Raw genomic sequence first — 22376 nt, 5'->3', positions numbered from 1 at the left:
TTTGTACCTTCCGCCGGCTCACATCTCTGCAGCTCGTGAGTCGGCGGTCCCTTTTCGAGGGTGCCTGCTTCTTTTTTACGGCTACAATGCATTAACAATTCTATTAGTGACGTCGGCGACCTTTGGCTTCGGGCGTTCCGTCGGCCGGATCTTCGGGCCATTGGTGTTTTGGGTATTTGATACGCAATTCTTTGCGCACTTCCGGGTAACCGTTTTTCCAAAAGCTTTCTAAATTTGACGTGACTTGCACGGGGCGGAAGTTTGGTCCCAATAAGTGGAAGGTTACTGGAATTTTTCCGTTCAGTAGCTTTGGTGTTTCTTGTAGGCCAAAAACTTCTTGAATGCGCACTTCTAAATATGGAGCTTTGTCTTCTGGGTAGATGACTTTGATGCGGCTACGACTTGGAACTTCGATTTTGTCGGGGAGTTCTTTTCTTAAGGTCTGCACGAAATCAGAAGGAAATACATTTTCAAAAAAGAAGACGAGGTCTTTTTCGAAGATCGTTTGCAGTTTGCTTTCGCCCATCGCAGCTTGCGTGAAGGCTTCAAGTTTTAATTGTTCGATTTTGTTTTCGAAAGAAAGTCCTTCATGACGGCGATAAAACTCTAAGCGTTGCCACCAGCTTGCAAGGCCGTCGTTATTTTTTAAAACCAGATCCCATTTTTCAACTAAGACTTGGGGCAACTTTTCTTCGACATCTTGTTTTGAGGCTGGCGACAGACTGGGTTCTTCTAAAGGAAGGCCGAACAAGGATCTGTATTCGCGAATGAAAAATTGACCTTTTTCCTCTAAGAAAGTGACGTCTTTGACTTTTTCGATGTCTTCTTTAAAGTGCGAAAGGATGAAATCTTTGCTAAAGCCACAAGCAAGGCTGACCATGGTTTCCGCATCGCTAGAACCTTCCACGCCATTTAAAGCGACGAAGAATTCAGATGTTTTAACGAGCGAATCTTGTTGCAGTTTCACACCGCGACCACCAACCATCAGGGCACGTTCAGAGCTTCCTCTGCGACGGCATAGGCGATCGGGGAAGGCTTTTAGCAATAACGTGCGTGTTTCAAGATCGTCAGATTCTTTTTGAGTCTTGGTGCTTGCGATTTTCTTTGCGAGCGCCAGAATTTGTTTCGCGGATTGATCGACAGTCTGCAAAGAAAAGAATCCAGCTTCTTTGGGGGCTTTGCCGGATTTGCGATACTGTTGCAAGATTTCTAAACGTACAGTCAGATCACACTCCGTTTTATCTCCCAGGAACGCATGGGAGGAGTCTTTACGAAGAATATCGCGTTCTTGCAGTAAGGCCGCAAGGTCGGCGCCCAAAGCAGGGCAGTCACGTTGAATCGAAACTAAAACAAGCTTTGCCAAACGCACAGGAAGAGGAAAGTGCAGAATTTGTTTTCCCAGATCCGTAATTTTATTTTCTGCAGTCAGTGCTTTTGCCAAACGCAAATACTGCAAGGCTTTTTCAATCGCGATGCTGTTGGGCTTTTCAAACCACGAGAAATTTTGGAAATCACTGACACCTTGAGCGGCAAGAAACAATAAACTTTCTGTCAGATCCACACGCTGAATTTCAGCGGTTTCACTTTTTGTGAATGAAAGTTCATCCATTTTATTCCACATACGGTAACTGACACCAGGAAACTGTCTGGCGGCACGGCCCGCACGCTGAATGGCGCTTGATAAACTAATGCGACCTAACTCAAGACGAGAAAAGCCGGTGCGATAATCTTGTTTCATGTTTTTCGCAAGACCCGAATCAATAACCGTATTCACACCATCAAGTGTGACCGAAGATTCTGCGATGTTGGTTGATAAAATCACTCTTTGCGATGATGTTTTCTGTAAGGCTTTTCGCTGATCTTCCAAGCCTAATGTTCCATGCAAGATCACAAGTTCAATGCCGCGACCGCTGGCCCAATCCTCTAAGAGATTTTTAGTGCGCTCAATTTCGCCAACGCCAGGCAGGAACACAAGGACGTCTTTGTCTGTTTTGCCAGTCGCTTCTTTTACTGTTGCAACAAGATTGTCATAAAAAGCCGGTGAGGTTTGCAGCACTTGCGAGTTTTTTTGATAGATCGTATTTAGCTCAAACAATTTTCCGGGAACGGAAATCACAGGGCAATCCCCGAGATAGGCAGAGATTTTTTCCGCTTCGAGTGTCGCCGACATCACAAGCAACTTAATATCGCGACCCAGTTCTTGCAATTCTTTGAGTAAACCTAGAGCTAAATCGACGTGCATGGAACGTTCGTGAAACTCATCAAGAATAACCAGATCGACATCACTTAATTCAGGATCGTCCAACATCTGTCTGGCCAATAAAGCTTCCGTCATAAAAATCAGACGAGTTTTTGCAGAAGTTTTATTCGCAAAACGAACTTGGTAACCGACTTCTTCACCAACCTGCCAACCATTTTCTTCAGCAATACGATGGGCGGCGGCAATTGCAGCCATACGACGTGGTTCAAGGACAATGATCTTCTTTGCGACGATCTGTAACAAAGCGGGCGGTAAGCGAGTTGTCTTACCCGCACCCGGTGCGGCAGTAATGACTAAGTTATTACCACTGCGCAGTTTGTTTTGGATCTCGTTGATGAAGTCATCAACGGGCAAAGTAATCTTGTTCATATTAAGCAGGATAAATCAGCAGCATGAATTCTGCTTTTTCAAAAGGATTCTTCGCGATCAATGAATCGATATTGCCATCAAGAACCGTTTCGTCTTCTTGTGATAAATTCAAAGTCAGAAGGAAGCGGCGATTAGAAAAATGCTCTTTCATATCGTTCAAGGTTTTTTTCAAACGATAAGGAGTATCCATGATAATCGTCGCGCGCTTTTCTTTCGTCAATTCACGCAAAGCTTTACCACGAGATTCCGTTTCGGCCGGCAAGAAGCCACGAAACACAAATTCGTCTAAGCGTTGGCCACTTAAAGACAACAAACCCATAAGGGCCGAAGCACCCAAGACTGATTTCACCTGAATATTCTTTTGACGACACAAACGCACAAGATCAGCGCCTGGATCACAGAACCCCGGAGTCCCACAATCAGTCACCAATGCTACTTGCTTTTCTGCACACAAAGGAACCAAAGCCGCTTTATCATCAGCAGTCGAGTGTTCATCAAGAACTTCGTACTTCTTGCCAGTGATGCCGTGCGAGCGCAGAAGCTTCGAAGCTTCTTTCGTGCTTTCGCAAATGATGATTTCACTTTCGCGAAGAATATCTAGAGCACGCAATGAAATCTCATTCGTGTCGCCGATAGGTGTGGCAACTAGGTATAACATTTAAGACCCCTTTGGGTTGCGCAGAAAATTCAACAGGCGCGGAAGATTTTCTGGCGGATGAGCTTTACCTGAATGAGTCGTATCAAGGAAATAAATTTGCACCTGCGGGCATTTGTCATTCATGCGGTGAAGAATCACCGGCTCGTTATCAAAGAAATAAATTTTTTCGAACTTGTTCTGATTCACTTCGCCGACGATCCAGTCGGTTTTGAATTCCGCGTCGTCCATCGACTTGTGCGGTTTCAAAATCAAACGGGCGCGATCATTGATAGGAAAATTCCATTTACGCAAAACAGATTCAGAACCAGGTCCCATGCGTTGCACATCACGGCCGGTAAGGTACGCGATTTCGGCGCCGGCTTCGACAACGTCCTTTACAAACTCGACAGCGCCTTCAGAAGGATGATCGAATTCAAGATATTCGTTGGAAAAGAAACGCTCATACCAATAATCATGAAGAGCTTCTTCGAAATCGGGATGCTTTCCATCTAGACCAATTCTTTGTAAAGCATTGGTAAAGCCCCAGTCTGTGTGGCGAGTCTTAATGCCTTTAAAAAGTGCGACTTGTTCGGGAAAACGTTTTTGAAATTCGGGTTCAGCAGCGAAATCAAGCAGGATACGCTCTAAACGTGGACTCACGTCGAAAAGTGTTGAATCCAAGTCAAAGACCGCAAGGCACTTTGCTCCCTTGGCTGAAATATTCTGAATATTGACAAGAAGAGCCTCTAGCATAGGGGTTTATTCTAACTTTTAGGGTCTGGTTAAGGCAAAGACTTTTCTTGCTCTGTCAGAGGGAATTTCTATAATGATTTTGGAGGCTTCATGGTGAAACATCTTCTTGCGTTACTCTCTGTCGGCGGCGGTCTTTTGCTTGCTGGATGTCATTTGAAAAAAGAAGCGCTGGGCTCTGCAGAAAATCCGATCAAATTTCATTTGGTGCCGTCAGTCGACGCAAAGGTTTTGTCGGATAATTCAAAAATCCTCAAAGACTATCTAGAGAAGAATACTCCTTACAAATTTCAAATTACTATTCCGCAGTCGTTCGTTGCAGTCGTTGAATCTTTTGGGACACAACGTGCGGATGTCGCTGCAATCAACACTTACGGATACTATATGGCGCACAAGGCCTATGGTGTTGAAGCGCGTCTAACCGTTATTCGCTATGGCCTTGCCACTTACCAGTCTGAATTCTTGGCGCGATCAGATAGTAAAATTAAAACGCTTAAAGATCTGCATGGTAAAAAGATGGCGTTCGTTGATCCGGCATCTATGTCGGGATACTTGCTGCCGTTAAAAACTTTGCACGACAAAAAGATTGAACCGAAGGCTACAGTGTTCGCGATGAATCATGATGCTGTTGTGACGATGATCTACCAAGGTCAAGTGGATGCAGGGGCGGCTTACTATTCGCCACCACAAGATGGACAAATCGAAGATGCGCGTCGTTTGGTGAAGTTGCAATATCCTGATGTCGAGCAAAAAGTAAAAATCATTGAATTGTCTGAACCTATTCCTAACGATCCAATCGTTTTCCGTAAAGATATTCCTGAAGAGATGAAGGAAAAGATCAGCGACACGCTTTTGCAGTTTGTGGCGACTCCAGAGGGAAAAAAGGCCATGGACTTGATGTTGGGTGCGACGAATCTTAAGAAATCAACGGATGCAGATTACGACACAGTTCGTGAGATGTTGAAAACGATGGTTCCGGAGAAAAAATAGTGAGCACGACTTTATTGGCCGTTAAAGATTTAAAGAAAACTTATCCGAACGGAGTGCAGGCTCTACGCGGAGTCAGTTTTGATGTGCAACAAGGAGAATTCCTTGTTGTGATCGGTCTCAGTGGTTCCGGTAAATCTACATTAATGAGATGTCTGAATCGTTTGCAAGAGCCCACATCAGGCAGCATTCAGTTCCAAGGACAAGACATCGGCAAAATTGAAAAGCGCGAAGAGATCCGTTCGCTTCGCCGCAAAATGGGGATGATCTTTCAGCATTTCAATTTGATTCCACGTCAGAGCGTTTTGAAAAACGTTTTGATGGGCAAGCTCGGGCAGAAGAAAACTCTGCAAAGTATTTTAGGAATTTTCTCGCAAGCTGAAAAAGATGAAGCGCTTAAGAATTTAAAACTTGTAGGGATCGCGGAAAAAGCGCACCTGCGTGCCGATCAACTTTCAGGCGGGCAGAAACAACGTGTCGCTATTGCGCGTGCACTGACGCAGAACCCGACATTGTTGTTAGCGGATGAACCGGTCGCTTCATTAGATCCCGCAACTTGTCATGTCGTGATGGACTATCTGAAAAAAGTAAATCAAGAGTTGGGTTTAACGGTCATAGCGAACCTGCACTTTCTGTCGTTAGTTCGTAAATATGCAACTCGCGTGATTGCTTTGAAAGACGGCGAAATTGTCTTCACAGGTAAACCTGAAGAAATCACGAATGAATGGTTCCAAAAAATTTACGGGGAGGGCGCACAAGATGTTTCGACGGACGGTCTTTGATAGCGTTCTTGGCGCTTTTGTATTGGGAATTATCACAATCGCTGCATTCGCGATCACGGATGAGCAGTTGTTGAATCTGACACGCGACTTGCTTTACGTGATTTTATTTTTAGGAATAAGTGCCGCTGTCAGTCTTGTACTGCGCTCGCGCAAAGTTGCAACTTTGGGTGATGTTTTATTTAAAACAGTTCCGGTGAATGAAATCCATTCGTGGTATCGCAGCTTCTGGGGGTGGCAACTGGTGATCAGCTTGCTGCTGGCCTTCGTCGTGGCCTTAATGAAAACGCAGTTTTCGTTTATCGAATTGTTTGATCAAAACGGGTTTGCAGGAGCTGTCAGACTTTTTAAAGGTTTGCTCAATCCAAATTGGGACGTGCTACCTCGTGCAGTGATTAACATCATTGAAACAATCTTCATGGCGTTCTTAGCAACCGCTTTCGCAATTCCGGTGGCGTTTGTATTGAGTTTTTTTAGCGCAAAAAATATCATGCGTGGACCTGCGGCTTATTCGGTGTACTTAGCTTTAAGAACATTGTTGAATGTGACGCGTTCGATTGAAGCATTGATCTGGGCGATTATTTTTTCCGTGTGGGTCGGCATCGGACCGTTCGCAGGAATGCTGGCATTGATGATTCATTCTGTGGCCTCCTTAGCAAAACAGTATTCTGAAATGGTCGAATCCGTTGAAGAGGGTCCGCTTGAAGCAATCGAGTCCACGGGTGCAAATAAACTGCAAACAATTTGGTATGCGATTGTTCCTCAAGTGCTATTGCCGTATATTTCATTTACGGTCTATCGCTGGGATATCAATGTGCGAATGGCGACAGTGATCGGGCTTGTCGGTGGTGGCGGTATCGGCACAATGCTGGTGCAGTATCAGGGACAAGCAATGTGGCGCGAAGTGGGATGTATCATCGTCGTGATCGCAGTTGTGGTGTGGGCGCTTGATCAAGCCTCCGCTTACATCCGCGAAGCACTGAAGTAAGAAGGTCAACATGGCAGAAGTTTTTCAATACAAAGTTCAAATCAAAGAAACACATATCGATTCATATGGTCACGTAAACAACGCGACGTACTTGTCCCTCTATGAAGAAGCTCGTTGGGAATTGATCACACCGCGTGGTTACGGTTTTCAAGCTATTCATAAAATGAAAAAGGGCCCTGTGATCTTAGAAGTGAATTTGAAGTTCTTGCGCGAAATCAAGCTGCGCGAAAACATCACGATCACGGTTGAGATGTTGGATTATAAAGGCAAGATCGGGCACATGGTGCAACGTATGATCAAAGACGATGGCACAATCGCCAGCGAAGCGGTCTTTACTTTCGGTCTATTCGACATGGAAGCAAGAAAGTTGATCGAACCAACACCAGAGTGGCGCAAAGCTATCGGCATGGAATAAATAAAAAGAGCGAGTTTGATACTCGCTCTTTTTTTACCTTCTTATTTTAATTTAAAAACTAAGCCGCTTTAGCAACGGGTAGAGCTACCACGTTGATATAGAATTTACCCTTGGCTGTTGAGAATGGAATAAGCATTCCCGCAGAACCCTGGGCGCATGGAACTGATTGATTGGCACCTAAGATCACTCTAGGCACTGTCATCTTCACGCCAAAGTTCGAGATTTCGGCCTTCGCGTTACCGAAGATGATATTATTGATTTCTCCGACAGCGTCTTGGTTGTCAGCGTTTAATTCAGTTTGCTCTTCCATCAACATGACGGAAACAACTTCAAGGTAACTGCCTTTATCAAAAGACACTGACAAATAACCTTGGAACGCCTGACTTTGAATATCAACCACAGATGAAACTTCACCCATCAACGGATCGTGCGGAGATTTCGGTCCCGCTTTATCCATCTTCACATCCGTCACGCCGAACTGTGCAAGCACGTTAGTTGTCGCTTTGATAACGGCGTTGATCACACGCACATCAACTGCATATTTTGTCGCAGCGGCAGCAGTTGCGGCGGCTGCTTGTGGTTTCACGTCGCCGTGATGTTCAGCATTCAAAACCGCAACCATGGCATTAATTAATTCTGCCGGGCTGACCGGTTTTTTAAAGAATTTGCAGTGCTGAAGTGAATCGGGAAGTTCGCTTGGATCTTTTGTGCTGACCACAAGTAATTCTGCATCTTGCGTATTCTTATAAGTATGCAGGCCGTACACGAAGCCACCATCCATCAGACGGGGAACTTCAGTATCAATAAGAACCATATCAAACTTTTGATTTTCAGACTTGATGGCAGCTTCAGCGCCGTCTTTTGCGCGGATCAAGACAGGAGAGACACCACTGTCTTTGAATTGCTTCAAAATAGGCTCACGTACAAGCTGTTCCAGCTCGCAATTATTATCTACGATGAGGATATTTTTTCTGAGCTTCATGTCTTTCCGTTGTTCAAATACCATATAAACCATTATCGGTTTTTTCCGACTGTCCCTGAAGCAACCATTATTGCGTAGTAATTCTATCGGCTTTCTTAAGAGAGACTTAACGATAAATTTTGTCAAAAAGTTCGACGAAAACTGCACATTAAAAGTTCAAGAAAATGTCTAAAATCCTACAGTTAAGTGCGGTTATGAATACGCCGATAGTCTCAATAAGGAGATCTTCGAATGAATAAGCAGTACTATCTTTCTAATAATGGGACTCACATCGGGCCGTATACTCTTGAGACCGTGATGAAAAAGATTGAATCTCAAGAACATCAGTGGACTGACTATGTCTATGATGAAGCTATGGGCGAATGGGTTATGTTGTTGGAGCACCCTGAGTTTTCTGCCAAGCTTTCTAGCAAACCTGCGACTAGACCTTCATCGGTTCCCACGGCAGCTTCATTCAAAACTAATCTTAAAGATAAAGAGTGGTTCATCCTAAAAGAAGGAAACAACTACGGTCCTTTCTGTCAGTTGGATCTTGTACAAATGCTGCAAGAGAAAACTCTTTTTGAATACGATTACGTATGGCACGCAAAACTTCCTGCATGGAAACGTGTGGCTGAAGTTGAAGACTTCTCTCCAGAAGCGATTCGTAAATTGAAAGAGTCGCACGAGCAAGAACTTGCAGAGATCTTCTTCCGTCGTCGTCACTTGCGTGCATCTTATGGTGCATCTTTGATCGTTCATAACAATAAAACAGTCTTCCGTGGCCAAGCGCTTGAAATCAGTGCCGGTGGTGCGGGAGTTCTTATCGACAATCCAAATCTTCAACCAGGTCAGTCACTCTTCTTGCATTTCCAACCAGGTGACGGAGTTCCTCCTTTCAATGCTGTCTGCCAAATCGTAAGCAAGCAGTATATTAAAGACGGTGTTTCCGCTGCCGATCCTGTGAAGTATGGTGTGAAGTTCACGACGCTCAGTCAGTCCGTTAGAGAGAGCATCAGAAACTACACGACAGCAAAGGTTGCATAAACTTTTTAGTACGAGGAGCGAGGATCTTCATGGCGAAAAGCTACTACGGACTGGGCGGCTACGTTGTTGCACTGGCCTCAACGATGATGTTGATGGCTTGTGCCCAAGACGTGAAATTTGGTTTACCAGACACGTCTCAGGACTTTGCACAGAACATCACTTACAATAATAAGGTCGATATTTTGTGGATCATGGATAACTCCTCGTCCATGGCAAAGCACCAACAGAATTTGAGTAATGCTATTCCCGGCATGATCAGCAAATTAAATTCGTTGAAGATGGACTACCAAATGGCTGTGGTTACAAGCAGCATGGGCGGGACCGTTCCTAATGGTGGGCAGTTCATTGGTTCGCCTGGAATTATCAAAGCATCCACACCAAATGTTTCGAGTGTCTTGGCTTCACGTTTAGTCGTAGGACAAGATGGTTCTGATAATGAGCGTGGTCTGCAATCCATGGAAACGGTTTTGTCTTCAAGCTATCAAGCAAATGCGGGCAAAGGTTTCTTGCGCCCTGATGCCTTGCTTGTGGTGATTGCCTTGTCTGATGAAGACGATAAAAGCCAAAGTAATGCGACGACAAGTATCGCGCATTACACAAGCTTCCTTGATAGCATCAAGACGCCATATTCTGATGGCAGTCGTTCATGGGTTTTCAATTTCATTGGTATCTTAAGTCTGAATGGCAGTTGTTCGACGACTTCTACGGATTATAAAGAAGTCGGTGAATCGTTCTTGGGTCTCGTCGATGCGTCAGGCGGAACGAAAGATACTTTGTGTAATTCCGACTTAACAAGCGCAGTCACAAACATCCGCGCTCGTGTATTGCAAATCCTGACGGACTTTAAACTTTCAAGTAAACCAGTTGAGTCGACAATCGTTGTGAAAGTAAACGGTGTGGTGATTCCGCGAAGTACTACCAATGGTTGGGACTACATCGCGGCTTCAAGAATCGTACGCTTCTATGGATCTGCAGTTCCTGCAGCCGATGCTTCGATCAAAGTTGATTTCACGCCTGCTGAAGCAAACTGATAATAAAGACCTTGGGCTTTCATCAATTCTTCGTGAGAGCCCACTTCTACCACTTCCCCTTGATTTAAAACGACAATGCGATCGCACTGCTGAATCGTTGAAAGACGGTGAGCAATGATGATGCTTGTGCGACCTTTGGTGATTTCTTTTGTCGCCTCTTGAATGATGTGTTCACTTTCAGAATCGATATTCGCAGTTGCTTCATCCAAAATCAAAATGTCAGGGTTAAATGCCAAGATACGTGCAAACGCGATCAACTGTCTTTCGCCGACAGAAAGATTTGCGCCACGCTCGTCCACAGGACTTAACAAATCGCGACCGGTGCGCAGTAATAGCGCCATGTAGCCCGTTTTTTCACAAGCGCTACGGATCTGTTCGTCGCTGATCTTTGGATCGCCCAAACCGATATTATCGCGAATGTTGCCACGGAAAATAAAGTTATCCTGTTGCACGACGCCTACGTGATGGCGAATTTCTTCACGCGGAGTTTTTTCAATCGCAATACCGTCGACAAAAATCGTTTTTTCAGGTGCATCGTAAAAACGCTGTAACAACGAAATAAATGTCGACTTACCACTGCCGGTACGACCGACTAAAGCGATGGATTCACCCGCTTTAAAGCGCAAGTTCACATTCTTCAGTACTAATGGCAGATGTTCTTCATAGCGGAAATTCAAATTACGAATCTCGATATCACCGCGAACGATTTCGTGGCTTTGCAGAGTTTTGATTTCAAATTCTTTTGGCTCATCCATCAATGTGAAAATACGTTCCGCACTGGTAAGGGAATTTTGGAATTGCTGATATTTTTCCAAGATTTCACGCAAAGGTGGGATGAAGTCTTGAATATTCATCAAGAACGCCACCAAGGCACCAATGGCAATTGAGTTTTGCGAGCTCAGTAAACCACCGAAATACAACGCAGACGTGATTGTCACTGCATTGAACAGATTCATAATCGGTTGCATCAATGCATAAGCGCGGATCGATTGCATGTTGGTGTCGCGGTAGTCCACTGACAAGGCCACAAACTTATCGCGATTGCGTTTTACACGGTTATAAAGCTGTACAACCTTAATGCCGTTCAAATTTTCGGCTAAGAAGGCATTGATCGTCGAAAGTTTCTTTTTCTGTTCACGCAAAATATCACGAATGCGATTGCTAAGGTAAAATGATGCCCAAATAAAAAACGGTGCTAAGATCAAACACACCAACGTCAATTTCCAAGAAATCAAAGCCAACGCGACAACAACCGAACAAATAACGATGAAGTGAGTAAACACCGAAATCACGCCTTCAGTGAAAAGCTCGCCCAAGGCCGCCACGTCATTCGTTAAACGAGTCACGATACGACCTGTCGGTGTCTTATTGAAAAATTGCAGTGGCAGTCTTTGTACATGGTTCATTAAATCTTCGCGCAAATGGAAAAGCATGCGATTGCCAAAGAGCTGAAACAAGAACACGTTTCCAAATGAAAACGTTGAGCGCATGATTTCTAAAGCCAAATAAGCAAACGCCACTTTGGTAAAGACGCCGTAATCACGACCTTTAACGCCGTGATCAATCGCATAACCAATCAAAGACGGAATGATACGCGCTACAGTTGCGCCACCAGCAACGGCGAAGACCGCGCAGAACAGTAAGAATTTTTCTTTGCGAGCATAGGGCCATAGACGTTTGAACAAAACAGGATAGGTGACTTTGGTTTTAACCACGTCCTCATTCATGAAATTATCATTCATGGTGATGCTCCTTTCCTTGAATTTGCACGATTTTCTGGAACGTCGGGCTTGTGCTATACACGTCGTTATATGTTCCGAAGGCTTCCACTTCGCCATCTTTTAGAATCAAAAGATGATCGACAGCTTTTAGTGAAGACAAACGGTGCGCGACAATTATGCGACTTAATGAAGAGCTGTCTTTCGCAAGCTCTTGTTCGATCGCTTTTTCAGTTTTAGTGTCGACCGCGCTTAATGAGTCATCCAAAATCAAAACCGGACTTTTCATAATCAAGCCGCGCGCAATCGTCAGACGTTGTTTCTGACCGCCAGACAAATTCACGCCACGTTCACCCAATTGTGATTCAAATTGCATTGGCAGGGCCGAGATCTCGTTTGTTAGATCCACGGTTTCAGTCATGCGCTGAATTTCGGCGTCAGCGGCGCGCTCAGCCAAACCGAAGCTTAAGTTTTCAGAAATGCTTTCGCTAAATAAGAAAGCTTCTTGGGGCACTAGCAAGAACGTGCGACGCAAAGATTCTTGTGTGATGTCTTCTAGGCGAATGCCATTCACTAAGATCTGACCTTCTTCTAACGGATACAGACGAGTCAGCAAATGCAATAATGTGGTCTTGCCAGCACCGACTGGACCCATGATGCCAAGGCTTTCACCCGCGTTCATTTTGAAAGAAATATTTTTCAGAACGTAAACAGCACTGTTCTTGTGTTTGAATGAAACATTTCTGAACTCCAAAGTTTTGAATTCAGTGATTTCAGTTTTTCCAAGATCCGGAATATCAGTTTCCGTTTTAAGAACGTCTTTAATGCGATCAAACGAAGCATAACCTTTTTGGAAGAAAGAAAAGCCCATGCCCAGAGCACTCATCGGCCAGACCATCTTTTGAATATAACGATGGAAAGCAACGAAGGTGCCGACAGTCACCGCACCCGAATACAGATCATCTTTAGCGACAAATAATAGAATCACCGAACCCGAAGTGACGCCAAATTCCATCACGGGCACATAGAAGGCATCGACACGAGCCACTTTATTGCACGCTTTTTCAAACGCGGAACTAACGCCGTTAAATAATTTCGTGCGGTTGTCTTCTTGCGCGAAGCTTTTGATAACGCGAATGCCGCCAACAGTTTCTTGGGCGACACCAGTTAATTCAGAAAAACGATCTTGTTGGGTTTTATAATTTGAATGAATCAGCTTCATCACTTTCCAAATAAGGAAAGGAACAAGCGGTAAGAAGATCAACGTGCGCCACGTCCACGACCAGTTCATCGTGGCCATAATCGGCAGCACGATCGCGATGATCATAATTCCGTCAGCTAAAATCAACATGCCAGGACCGATGGCTTGACGGAAGGATTGGACGTCATTCGTGACAAGACTCATCAGCTCGCCAACTTGATGTTTGTGAAAGAAGTTGGGGCCCAATGATGTTACGTGCTTAAAAAGTTTTTGGCGAATGTGTTCGGCAGCGAAAGTATGAAATTTACCAAAGTTCGTGCGCCATCCGTAGCGAGTCACCGCAAGGCCGGTCATGACGACAAAAAACAGAATGCAGGTCTTTGTCAGATCATCCATCGTCACGCGCGCTTCAATTTGATCGAGCGCTTTTTTCATGATCAACGGATAAACGCCATCAAGTGCATTTGTCAGAAATAAAAAAAGCATCCCCAAGCTGAAAGCTCGGGGATTATTCTTGATGTAAAACCAAAGGGGACTTTTGAAGAGGGTCGAATTTTCTGACTCAGTCTGCATAGATGTCTGGAGATTAGTTAATCTCGTCCGACTCGACAAGATAAATGGATGTCGCGCGAGATTTGCTCTTGGCGTCGTTCATAACTGCGTTGTTCCCAGCCATAAAAGAAAGAGCGGCGGGAGCTGAGCCTTTCATATAAGTACTTTAGAATGGACATAACAACCTCCTACAGTGACATAGATAGGATCGGCTGATGGGCACTGTTATTCAATACCCTTGCAAAGAGTATCACATTGTAATACTCTGATATTAGTAGGCAGGCGGAGGCCCCATGTCGCAAATAGACCAATTTTTAGGTGCTCTGAAACGGACTCTGAAAGCTAAGAATATTCTGTACAGAGATCTCGCAAAATCCCTCGACCTCAGTGAGTCGAGTGTAAAACGAATTCTTTCCTCTAAAAGTTTAAGTCTGGAACGTCTTGAAGAAATTTGCAGACTTGCTGATATCAGTTTTTCTGAAGTGGTGAAGAGTGCAAATCTTGAAGACGGCAATCAAGTGATGACGTTGACGGATGAGCAGGAAAAAGCATTGGCGGAAAATGCACGACTGCTTCATTACTACATGATGCTTCATGATGGAAAGACGCCGCAAAAAATTGAAAAGGAATATCAAATCACGCGCGCTGAATCGCAGAAATTTTTATTTCAGTTGGATCGCCTTAATTTGATTGAATTGCATCCACGCGATAAAGTGAAAATGAAGAAGCAGGGCTTCTTGCGTTTCCGCCGTGATGGCCCCGTTGGTAAGGCGATGTTTGAGCAGACCAAATCTAGCTATTTGTCTTACGAGTTTAAACCCGAAGATTACATTCGCTTTTCGTTGCTGAGGGTCAGCCCTCCTACGTTGGCGAAATACAAGTCAAAGTTAGATAGGCTTATGTTGGATCTCCAAGAGGAAGCGCGTTTCGAGGCAGAGCACAATGTTCCTGTCGTCGATACTGGTGTCCTTTTGTCCTACCGTCCGTGGCAGTATTCTTATATGGATGCGATTAAGAAGAAAGAGTCCTGATCTCTTTCTAACTCTTAATTTGCTCTCGGGCGAATTCCAAAGGACTCTGTGTCCATGAAAGAACTTCGCCTGACCATTTTTCTTTCCCTGATTTTTTCAATCTTTACAGCAAGCATTTCTGCGCAAGCAGGAATGTATGATCGTAAAGTTCCGAACGGCCGTTATCTGTTTGAAACGCTCTTAGATGCGGGCGTTCCGCGTGAACCGCTGGATTTAGTATTCCGACTTTTTGACTACAACCAAGGAAGAATTCCGAACACATCTTTTGCTGTGATCGTTGATTACACGTTGCCGTCCACAACGAAGCGCCTGTATTTCATGAACTTTAATACAGGAGTCGTGGAAAAATTCTATGTGTCTCATGGAATTAAATCTGGAGTGATTGAAACCAGAAATTTTTCAAACCTTCTTGATTCATGGAAAAGTTCAATCGGTTTTTATTATGCCAAAGGCACTTATAAAAGTCAGAAGAACGGTTTGTCGCTTTACTTAGACGGTATCGACAGATCAAACAATCAAGCGCGGGCCCGCAATATCGTTCTTCATGGCGCAAAATACGTTAGCGACGAATTCATCGCGCAGAACGGACGTCTGGGATGGAGTGAAGGTTGTTTTGCCGTGGATTTAAATGTTCTGCAGTATCTAATCAATAATCTTCAGAACGGCAGTATCATCTTTTCTTATCACAAGGATTTGTTGCAGTACTCTAGACAATATCCCATCGAGCAAAGTTTGATGGGACAAGAGCAGATTCCTCCAGGAGTGAATTTAAACAGAACTCCTGGCGAGGGTGGAGGAGCGCAGGTGCCGCAGTTCTTAGATCCTTACAGCACGCCGCAATTGATTTCTCCTTTAGATTACTAAGGTCTTTCAACAGCGCGAACGTAGATATCGATCACGAAGTGAAGCATCTTATCTACTTCGCCTTCTTCAGCGCCCATCAAAATTTTATCGAATAACATCGCGCCGTGGAAATACGTATCCAATGTCTGCATGTAAGTGTCGACATCGACATCGTGCGCAAACTTACCTTTCTTTTGCAGCTCAAGCAGACGCTCGTGCAAAAGTGGATTCATTTTTTTAGGGATGATATTGCGCAGACGTTTTAAGAACTTCGGATCTGTCAGTGATTGAGACAAAACGATTTTGAAAAACTCTTTATCTTTCTGGCAGTGTTTTGAATACATCGCTTCGATGAACTTCGTCAGTTCCGCGCGCACGGTCGCTTGGGGAGGGTAGCCCAATTCACACATTGGATACTTTTCTGTTTCCACGTGTTTTTCGATCAATGAAATAAGCAAGCCCATCTTGCCGTCGAAGTAACGACCAATAAGCGATTCATTAACTTTCGCTTTGTCAGCGATCATACGAGTTGTAGCGCCTTTAAAACCGAGCTTAGCAAACACTTCCTCGGCGGCTTCTAATAGTCTCTCTTCAGATGCGGATCTATCTCGCTTTTTTGTATGGGAACGAACCGATTGCTCGACCTGTTCCAATTTTTTCTGAGATGTCTCATCCATAAAAAACTCCTCAAAATGAGGCTAAGTACCTGATTAGCCTGATAATTACTAAATGTATCATAAATTTTATATCGCAGCAAGTAAGTAATTGCTTGAGTACTTCATTGAAATGCCGTAATTATATGTATGTAAGCGATTACTTAAGATCACGATTATCTAGCAGATCAGGAGATCAAAGCAATGAAACCGCAGAGCGTACTCAAGACCTCGAAGCTCATTCTCGCGCTCGGGATTAGCGTGGTAAGTGCCAATGTGTCCGCACTTTCCTTGAACGAATATTTGGACCAAGTACAAAAAGACAGTTCGTCATACAAAGGGACTTCTGAGCAGGCCGAAGGGGCGACGTTGAAGTCGCGTGAAGCCGATTTGTTTTTTACTCCGCAGTTGTTTGCAGAGGCTCAAGTAGGTCACGACGGAAAACCTTCGCAACCAAAAACTTCAGATCGCATCAAATCTGAGAATTACTCTTTAGGTTTGAGTGAGCAGTTCAATTTCGGTTTGCAAACGAAGTTATACTATAACTTGTCGAAAACTGAATTCGTGAACGCGAACACGACAATGATCAGCTTGCCCGAATATTGGGATGCAACTCCGAAATTGGAATTGTCGATGCCATTGTGGGGCGGCGGCTTCGGTCGTACGGCTCGCGCCAATCAAGACATCACTCGCCAACAAAACTTGGCTGATGCTTATGGCAGCTCCGCAAATTCAGTAGGCTATTTGGCTAACGCTGAAGCAGCTTACTGGAAATTGTCTGCTTGGAAAGACGTTGTCTCTATTCAAGAGACGGCTTTGAAAGCGGCAAACAACATTTTGGATTACGTGTCTCGTAAAAAGAAAATGAATTTGGGCGAAGACGCTGACGTTGTTCAAGCGCGTGCACTTGTTGAATCTCGAACTCTTGAATTGCAAGTGGCTCGTAACGAACAACAAGAAGCTTTGCGTGCATTCAATACATATCTAAATAAAGAGGCGTATGCTCCGGTTGAGTCTTTGGATCCTGTGAACTATGCGGCTCTTGAAAACATCGCAATTCCGACAAAACGTCCTGGCGACAGATTTGACGTGAAAGCGACAGAAGCGCAGTTGGCAACAGCGAAAGCTTCTTCGCAACTTGTGAATGAACGTAACAAACCAACTTTGGATGTTTACGGTACATACGCATTGAATGGTCGCGATAAAGATCAAACAGAAGCTATGAAAAATGCAGGCTACACAGATACTGACACAAGCTATGTGGGTGTTCGTTTCAATGTGCCTTTGAATTTTTCTGCAACTTCAGACGCGAAAGCCGGTGCTTTGAGAGCTGAAAGAGCTGCTGAATACAACCGTCAATACGCTTTGTATTCACAAGAGCAAGACTGGATCAATTTAACTCGCAACTTGAGTGATGCTCGCGACAATTTGAAATTGCTTGGCAAAATTGAACAAGCACAAAAAACGAAACTTGATGTTGAAAGATCTCGTCTTCGTCAAGGTCGCACAACGACTTACCAAGTATTATTGTTTGAACAAGATTACTCACAAGCTGCTCTTTCTAAAGTTAAATCAGCGGCAAATATTTTGGGCTTACAAACACAGCTTAAACTTTACCAAGCCTCTCCAGAAGGAGGGAAATAGTCATGAGTTTACCTAAGATTTCCATTAACAGACCGATTTTCATTACCTGCGTAACTTTGGCTATCATGGTTGTTGGTTGGGCGTGCTTCAAAGCGATGAGCGTCGACTTATTCCCAGACGTATCCGTACCAGTTGTTACAGTTCAAACAACTTATAAAGGTGCAGGCCCTGCAGAGATCGAAACACTAGTTTCTCGTCCAATCGAAGACGAAGTGTCTACTATCTCTGGTATCAAACGTATGACTTCTAAAAACATGGAAGGCGTATCGCAAGTTATCGTAGAGTTCGTATCTTCAGTTGATTCGAAATACGCAGAACAACAAGTGCGCGATAAAGTAAATATCGCGAAACCAAAACTTCCAGATGAAGTTGACGATCCAGTTATCAAAAAGTTTGACCCGTCAGATACTCCTATCTTGATGGTTTCTTTGACTGGTAAAGACATTGGCGACGCGGTTCTTTACGATATCGCGGACCAAATTATCAAACCACGTTTAGAACAAGTAAATAACGTTGGTGCGATTGAAATCCTGGGTGGTCGTAAAAGAGAAATCCACGTTCTTCTAGATCGCAACAAACTTCGCAATCGTGAAATGTCAGTGACTCAAGTTGCATCACAAGTGGGTGCGATGGGTGAAAACATTCCATCTGGTAAAGTGAATCAAGGTGGTAAAGAGCTGACTTTCCGTGGCTTGGGTGAGTTCCGTAACGTGCAAGAGATCTCTGATACTCTTGTGAACTTGTACGGTAATGAAGTGCCAACACGTGTGGCCGATCTGGGTGTGGTGAAAGATACTCTTGAAGATGAAACTTCACGCGGTTTTGTAAACGGTGAAAAATCAATCTTCTTGCAAGTGTACCGTCAGTCAGGTTCGAACACTGTGAAAGTGGCAGACGACGTTATTAAACAAATGGAGAAGCTAAAACCTGAACTTGCAAAAATGGAAGGCGCGCCTTCAATCAAGCTTGTGACGAATGCTTCGCAAAAAATTAAAGATAACGTTGAAGACGTAAATGAAACGATCATCATCGGTATCATTCTGACAGTTATCACAGTGTTCTTCTTCTTGGGAAGTGCACGTACAACATTGATCACAGCATTCGCATTGCCGGTTTCTTTGATCGGTGCCTTCATGTTGATGAAGATTGCGGGCTTCTCGATCAATATCGTATCGATGTTGGCATTGACGTTGGCGGTCGGTCTTCTGATCGACGACGCGATCGTGGTCGTGGAAAATATCTATCGTCGTATGGAATTGGGTGAAGACTCGATCACGGCGGCTGAAAAAGGTACGACAGAGATCCAAATGGCCGTTATGGCGATCTCGCTGGTAGTTATCGCGGTATTCGTGCCAGTAGGTACGATGTCAGGTACGATCGGTCAGTTCTTGAAACAGTTCGGTTTCACGGTTGTGTTCTCGATGATCATTTCGTGGTTCGTCGCGATGACAATCATTCCGATGTTGACTGCATACTTCGGTGGTTCTGGTCACGGTGGTGGCGCCCATGGTGGTCACGCTCATAAACCAGCATCGTTCTATGACAAAACTTTGGGTCGCTTGGTTAAAGGTTTCGACCGTTTCCAAACGATGCTTGAAAATATTTACGAGAAATTCTTGCGCGTAACACTTCGCCATCCATTGATGACGATCGGTGCAACGTTGCTTGTGTTCATCTTGTCTATCTATACAGTGACAAAAGTTCCTGGTGCGTTCATCGCCGATGACGACTCGGGAGAGATCACTGTGACTTTGGAAATGGAACCAGGCACAAGCTTGGATGGTATGAACAAAGTGGGCGTGGAAGTGGATAAGATCATCCACCAAAATGAACAGGTTGTTTATACAACAATGATCATCGGTACTGTTTACGGTGAATCGAATAAAGCTGAGTTCTATGTTCGTATGAAAGACGGCAAAGAACGTGGCATGACGACAGAGAAATTCAGAGATGTGCTTCGTGGTCAGTTGAAAGATTATGCTTTCGCGAATCCAGTTGTTAAGAAGTACGACTCGACAGGTGGTATGGCGCAACAACCATTCATCTTGAACATTATCTCTGCCGATCCGAAGGAACTTGAATCAAGCGCGATGAAAATGTTCGATGCTTTGAAAAAAGATCCTCGTTTGAAAGACGTGAACTCGAATTACCGTCCGGGTAAACCTGAACTGCAAGTTCATGTGAAACCAGGAGCTGCGAAAACTTACGGTATCAACACAAAAACATTGGGCGCAGAATTGCGTGCTCAAGTTGAGGGTGCGACGCCAGCTAAGTTCCGCGAAAAAGGTCGTGAGTACGACGTCCGTGTTCGTTTGGTCGAAGATCAACGTGACTTGAATAAAACTTACGGTTCAGTTTGGGTTCCAAATATCAACCGTAAATTGGTTCGCTTGGCTGACGTGGCTAACGGTGACTTAACATCAGGTCCTGCATCGATCGAGCGTATGGACCGTGGTCGTTACATCCAAATCACAGCGGGTCTTGCCCCAGGTGCAGGTTTGAGTGACGTCGTGAACGATGCCGTGAAAAAAATGTCTGAAGGCGATACAAAATTCCCTTCGTCAGTTCGTTACAACTTCGGTGGTGACGCCGAGAACATGCAAGAGCTTGCAGGTTCAACGATCTTGGCTTTGGGCTTCGCGGTGATGTTCATTTACTTGATCCTTGCATCGCTTTACGAATCATTCATCACACCGATCACGATCATGGTGGCATTACCACTTGCATTGTGCGGAGCTTTCTTCGGTCTGTTTTTGATGAACGAGATCCTTTCATTGTTCGCAGTGTTCGGATTCTTTATGTTGATTGGTGTTGCGGGTAAGAACGGTATCTTGCTTGTCGACTTTACGAACCAAATGATGGCAGAGGGCAAATCTCGTGCAGATGCACTAGTGATGGCGGGCAAAACTCGTTTGCGCCCAATCTTGATGACATCGTTTGCTTTGATCGCTGGTACTTTGCCAGTGGCAATCGGCATGAATGCGGCTTCGAAATCCCGTACAGCTATGGGTGTGGCGATCATCGGTGGTATGATTTCCTCAACAATTTTGACTTTGATTGTGGTTCCTGCGGTATTTACTTATGTCGATCGTTTCAGAATTTGGGCCAATAAACTTGGCGCAAAATTCACAACGAGCAAAAAAGGTGACGAAGAAGTTTCCTTGGAATTGCCAGAAGTAAACGCACAACCAGCATCAAATACATCAGGGGCTGGGGAGTATGCGCTTACAACGTCCGAGAGCTGAGGTAGGACAGAAAACAGTCATGATTATTGGCGGAGGTTTTGCCGGCTTAGCTGCTGGCAAAGCCTTAGCGAATAAATCAGGTCTGCATGTGGTGCTTATCGATCAACGAAATCACCACCTGTTTCAGCCTTTATTATATCAAGTAGCAACAGCAGGTCTAAATCCTGCGGATATTGCAGTTCCTATTCGTGCGCAATTTACAAACGCCGAAAACGTGGAAGTGCATTTAGGTCGGGTTTCTCAAGTGAACTTAAAAGATAAGTTCATTCAAGAAGGCGATATCCGTGTTGATTTCGACTATTTGATTCTCGCATGTGGTGCACAACATAGTTATTTCGGAAAAAACGAATGGGAAGAGTTCGCTCCAGGTTTAAAAACTGTGGAGCAAGCGACTGAAATTCGTCGTCGTATTCTGTCGGCATTTGAAGAGGCAGAAAACGAACAAGATCCAAAACGTCAGGAAGCTCTTTTAAATTTTGTGGTGGTTGGTGGTGGACCGACAGGTGTTGAACTTGCCGGGGCGATCGCAGATATCGCGCGTACGGTTTTGGTGGAAGATTTTAAACATATTAATCCAGCCAGTGCCCACGTGATGTTAGTCGAAGCGGGACCCAAGATTTTGGCGTCGTTTGACGAGAAATTGTCGGCTCATGCTTTGCGCGATTTAAAAGATTTAGGTGTGGATGTGCGTTTAAATGGTCGTGTTGAAAATATCACGGCCACAGGCGTGCAAATTGGAAACGAATTTGTTCAAACGAAGTCAGTGTTCTGGGCGGCTGGTGTTCAAGCCTCGCGCTTGAATTTAAGTCCAACTGTCGAAATGGATCGCGCGGGACGCATTAAAGTGAATAAAGATTTCAGCGTTCCTGGGCACAAAGAAGTTTTTGTTGTCGGAGATATGGCAGCCTTCGAATTGACAAGTGGTAAATCGTTACCAGGTTTAGCTCCTGCGGCAATGCAAGCAGGTCGCTATGTTGCGGATGTGATCTTGAAAGAGATCGCAGGCAAAAAGCACGACGACTTTAAGTATTTAGATAAAGGCCAGATGGCGACGATCGGCAAACGTAAAGCGATCACTCAATACGGAAGAATTCGTATGGTGGGGTTCTTTGCGTGGATGGCGTGGTTGTTTGTGCATGTTTTTTATTTGATCGGTTTTAAAAACAGAATCTCGGTCATGGCGCAGTGGACGTGGAGCTATTTATTTTCTAAACGCGGAGCTCGATTGATCACTGAACGTGACTGGAAACTTAAGCCTTAATAAG

18 protein-coding genes are annotated in these 22376 nt (G+C 44.5%); 11 read left to right on the top strand and 7 right to left on the bottom strand.

Annotation, left to right across the window (positions count from 1 at the left end; genetic code table 11):
* Positions 1–103 precede the first annotated feature (103 nt).
* From hrpB to DOE51_RS15450, 3 genes are read right to left on the bottom strand one after another with little or no spacing between them, the layout of a single operon-like run.
* The gene (gene hrpB / locus DOE51_RS15460) at positions 104–2629 is read right to left on the bottom strand and encodes an ATP-dependent helicase HrpB (protein WP_142697436.1); all 2526 of its coding nucleotides are present in this window, start codon (positions 2627–2629) and stop codon (positions 104–106) included.
* A gap of 1 nt (position 2630) precedes the next feature.
* Positions 2631–3287, bottom strand: coding sequence for an SAM-dependent methyltransferase (locus tag DOE51_RS15455; protein ID WP_142697435.1), 657 nt, complete (start codon positions 3285–3287; stop codon positions 2631–2633).
* Positions 3288–4019, bottom strand: a complete 732-nt coding sequence (locus DOE51_RS15450; protein ID WP_142697434.1) for an HAD family hydrolase — start codon at positions 4017–4019, stop codon at positions 3288–3290.
* A gap of 90 nt (positions 4020–4109) precedes the next feature.
* On the opposite strand from DOE51_RS15450, the gene DOE51_RS15445 reads away from it, so the two are divergent.
* Genes DOE51_RS15445 through DOE51_RS15430 form a run of 4 tightly spaced genes read left to right on the top strand, consistent with a single transcriptional unit; the run spans position 4110 to position 7185 of the window.
* Positions 4110–5006 carry a phosphate/phosphite/phosphonate ABC transporter substrate-binding protein gene (locus DOE51_RS15445; protein ID WP_142697433.1) on the top strand — a complete coding sequence of 299 codons (897 nt, stop codon included), beginning with the start codon at positions 4110–4112 and terminating at the stop codon, positions 5004–5006.
* On the top strand, positions 5003–5785 hold the full coding sequence (phnC, locus tag DOE51_RS15440; protein ID WP_371726717.1) for a phosphonate ABC transporter ATP-binding protein: 783 nt from the start codon (positions 5003–5005) through the stop codon (positions 5783–5785). The genes DOE51_RS15445 and phnC overlap by 4 nt, the downstream gene beginning before the upstream one ends.
* Entirely contained in the window at positions 5763–6770 is a 1008-nt protein-coding gene (phnE, locus tag DOE51_RS15435) for a phosphonate ABC transporter, permease protein PhnE (RefSeq protein ID WP_142697431.1), read from the top strand. The genes phnC and phnE overlap by 23 nt, the downstream gene beginning before the upstream one ends.
* A gap of 10 nt (positions 6771–6780) precedes the next feature.
* Positions 6781–7185 (top strand): thioesterase family protein, encoded by a 405-nt coding sequence (locus tag DOE51_RS15430; RefSeq protein WP_142697430.1) that lies wholly within the window; start codon positions 6781–6783, stop codon positions 7183–7185.
* Positions 7186–7243: 58 nt separating this feature from the next.
* Here the strand turns inward: DOE51_RS15430 and DOE51_RS15425 are convergent, their stop codons facing one another.
* Entirely contained in the window at positions 7244–8200 is a 957-nt protein-coding gene (locus tag DOE51_RS15425; protein WP_246845123.1) for a chemotaxis protein CheX, read from the bottom strand.
* Between the two features lie 198 nt (positions 8201–8398).
* Here DOE51_RS15425 and DOE51_RS15420 point away from each other — a divergent pair, with 198 nt between their 5' ends.
* A complete protein-coding gene (locus tag DOE51_RS15420; RefSeq protein ID WP_142697429.1) occupies positions 8399–9193 on the top strand; it encodes a GYF domain-containing protein in 795 nt (264 codons plus the stop codon).
* Positions 9194–9222: 29 nt separating this feature from the next.
* Positions 9223–10224, top strand: a complete 1002-nt coding sequence (locus DOE51_RS15415) for a hypothetical protein (protein ID WP_142697428.1) — start codon at positions 9223–9225, stop codon at positions 10222–10224.
* Here DOE51_RS15415 and DOE51_RS15410 read toward each other — a convergent pair.
* Positions 10155–11966, bottom strand: coding sequence for an ABC transporter ATP-binding protein (locus DOE51_RS15410; protein WP_246845122.1), 1812 nt, complete (start codon positions 11964–11966; stop codon positions 10155–10157). The genes DOE51_RS15415 and DOE51_RS15410 overlap by 70 nt on opposite strands.
* The gene (locus tag DOE51_RS15405; RefSeq protein ID WP_168196471.1) at positions 11959–13629 is read right to left on the bottom strand and encodes an ABC transporter ATP-binding protein; all 1671 of its coding nucleotides are present in this window, start codon (positions 13627–13629) and stop codon (positions 11959–11961) included. The genes DOE51_RS15410 and DOE51_RS15405 overlap by 8 nt, the downstream gene beginning before the upstream one ends.
* 359 nt (positions 13630–13988) lie before the next feature.
* Between DOE51_RS15405 and DOE51_RS15400 the strand changes: the two genes are divergently transcribed.
* A complete protein-coding gene (locus tag DOE51_RS15400) occupies positions 13989–14726 on the top strand; it encodes a helix-turn-helix transcriptional regulator (protein ID WP_142697426.1) in 738 nt (245 codons plus the stop codon).
* 54 nt (positions 14727–14780) lie between these two features.
* Complete coding sequence (locus DOE51_RS15395) at positions 14781–15590, top strand: murein L,D-transpeptidase catalytic domain family protein (RefSeq protein ID WP_142697425.1); 810 nt, start codon at positions 14781–14783, stop codon at positions 15588–15590.
* On the opposite strand, the gene DOE51_RS15390 is transcribed toward DOE51_RS15395, so the two are convergent.
* Positions 15587–16246 carry a TetR/AcrR family transcriptional regulator gene (locus DOE51_RS15390; RefSeq protein ID WP_142697424.1) on the bottom strand — a complete coding sequence of 220 codons (660 nt, stop codon included), beginning with the start codon at positions 16244–16246 and terminating at the stop codon, positions 15587–15589. The genes DOE51_RS15395 and DOE51_RS15390 overlap by 4 nt on opposite strands.
* 252 nt (positions 16247–16498) lie before the next feature.
* Here DOE51_RS15390 and DOE51_RS15385 point away from each other — a divergent pair, with 252 nt between their 5' ends.
* Genes DOE51_RS15385 through DOE51_RS15375 form a run of 3 tightly spaced genes read left to right on the top strand, consistent with a single transcriptional unit; the run spans position 16499 to position 22372 of the window.
* Entirely contained in the window at positions 16499–17866 is a 1368-nt protein-coding gene (locus tag DOE51_RS15385; RefSeq protein WP_246845121.1) for a TolC family protein, read from the top strand.
* 2 nt (positions 17867–17868) lie between these two features.
* Positions 17869–21111 (top strand): efflux RND transporter permease subunit, encoded by a 3243-nt coding sequence (locus DOE51_RS15380; RefSeq protein ID WP_142697422.1) that lies wholly within the window; start codon positions 17869–17871, stop codon positions 21109–21111.
* Positions 21112–21130: 19 nt separating this feature from the next.
* Positions 21131–22372, top strand: a complete 1242-nt coding sequence (locus DOE51_RS15375; protein WP_246845120.1) for an NAD(P)/FAD-dependent oxidoreductase — start codon at positions 21131–21133, stop codon at positions 22370–22372.
* Positions 22373–22376: the final 4 nt, after the last annotated feature.

The sequence above is a fragment of the Bdellovibrio sp. NC01 genome, assembly GCF_006874625.1.
GTDB lineage: Bacteria > Bdellovibrionota > Bdellovibrionia > Bdellovibrionales > Bdellovibrionaceae > Bdellovibrio.
This window is presented reverse-complemented; position numbering and strand designations above follow the sequence as displayed.

Coding starts and splice junctions, on each gene's coding strand:
- hrpB (WP_142697436.1), bottom strand. CDS start 2,629: ATGAACAAGATTACTTTGCCCGTTGATGACTTCATCAACGAGATCCAA.
- DOE51_RS15390 (WP_142697424.1), bottom strand. CDS start 16,246: ATGGATGAGACATCTCAGAAAAAATTGGAACAGGTCGAGCAATCGGTT.
- phnE (WP_142697431.1), top strand. CDS start 5,763: ATGTTTCGACGGACGGTCTTTGATAGCGTTCTTGGCGCTTTTGTATTG.
- DOE51_RS15450 (WP_142697434.1), bottom strand. CDS start 4,019: ATGCTAGAGGCTCTTCTTGTCAATATTCAGAATATTTCAGCCAAGGGA.
- DOE51_RS15410 (WP_246845122.1), bottom strand. CDS start 11,966: ATGAATGATAATTTCATGAATGAGGACGTGGTTAAAACCAAAGTCACC.
- DOE51_RS15395 (WP_142697425.1), top strand. CDS start 14,781: ATGAAAGAACTTCGCCTGACCATTTTTCTTTCCCTGATTTTTTCAATC.
- DOE51_RS15415 (WP_142697428.1), top strand. CDS start 9,223: ATGGCGAAAAGCTACTACGGACTGGGCGGCTACGTTGTTGCACTGGCC.
- DOE51_RS15420 (WP_142697429.1), top strand. CDS start 8,399: ATGAATAAGCAGTACTATCTTTCTAATAATGGGACTCACATCGGGCCG.
- DOE51_RS15400 (WP_142697426.1), top strand. CDS start 13,989: ATGTCGCAAATAGACCAATTTTTAGGTGCTCTGAAACGGACTCTGAAA.
- DOE51_RS15380 (WP_142697422.1), top strand. CDS start 17,869: ATGAGTTTACCTAAGATTTCCATTAACAGACCGATTTTCATTACCTGC.
- DOE51_RS15425 (WP_246845123.1), bottom strand. CDS start 8,200: ATGGTTTATATGGTATTTGAACAACGGAAAGACATGAAGCTCAGAAAA.
- DOE51_RS15455 (WP_142697435.1), bottom strand. CDS start 3,287: ATGTTATACCTAGTTGCCACACCTATCGGCGACACGAATGAGATTTCA.
- DOE51_RS15375 (WP_246845120.1), top strand. CDS start 21,131: ATGATTATTGGCGGAGGTTTTGCCGGCTTAGCTGCTGGCAAAGCCTTA.
- DOE51_RS15430 (WP_142697430.1), top strand. CDS start 6,781: ATGGCAGAAGTTTTTCAATACAAAGTTCAAATCAAAGAAACACATATC.
- DOE51_RS15405 (WP_168196471.1), bottom strand. CDS start 13,629: ATGCTTTTTTTATTTCTGACAAATGCACTTGATGGCGTTTATCCGTTG.
- DOE51_RS15445 (WP_142697433.1), top strand. CDS start 4,110: ATGGTGAAACATCTTCTTGCGTTACTCTCTGTCGGCGGCGGTCTTTTG.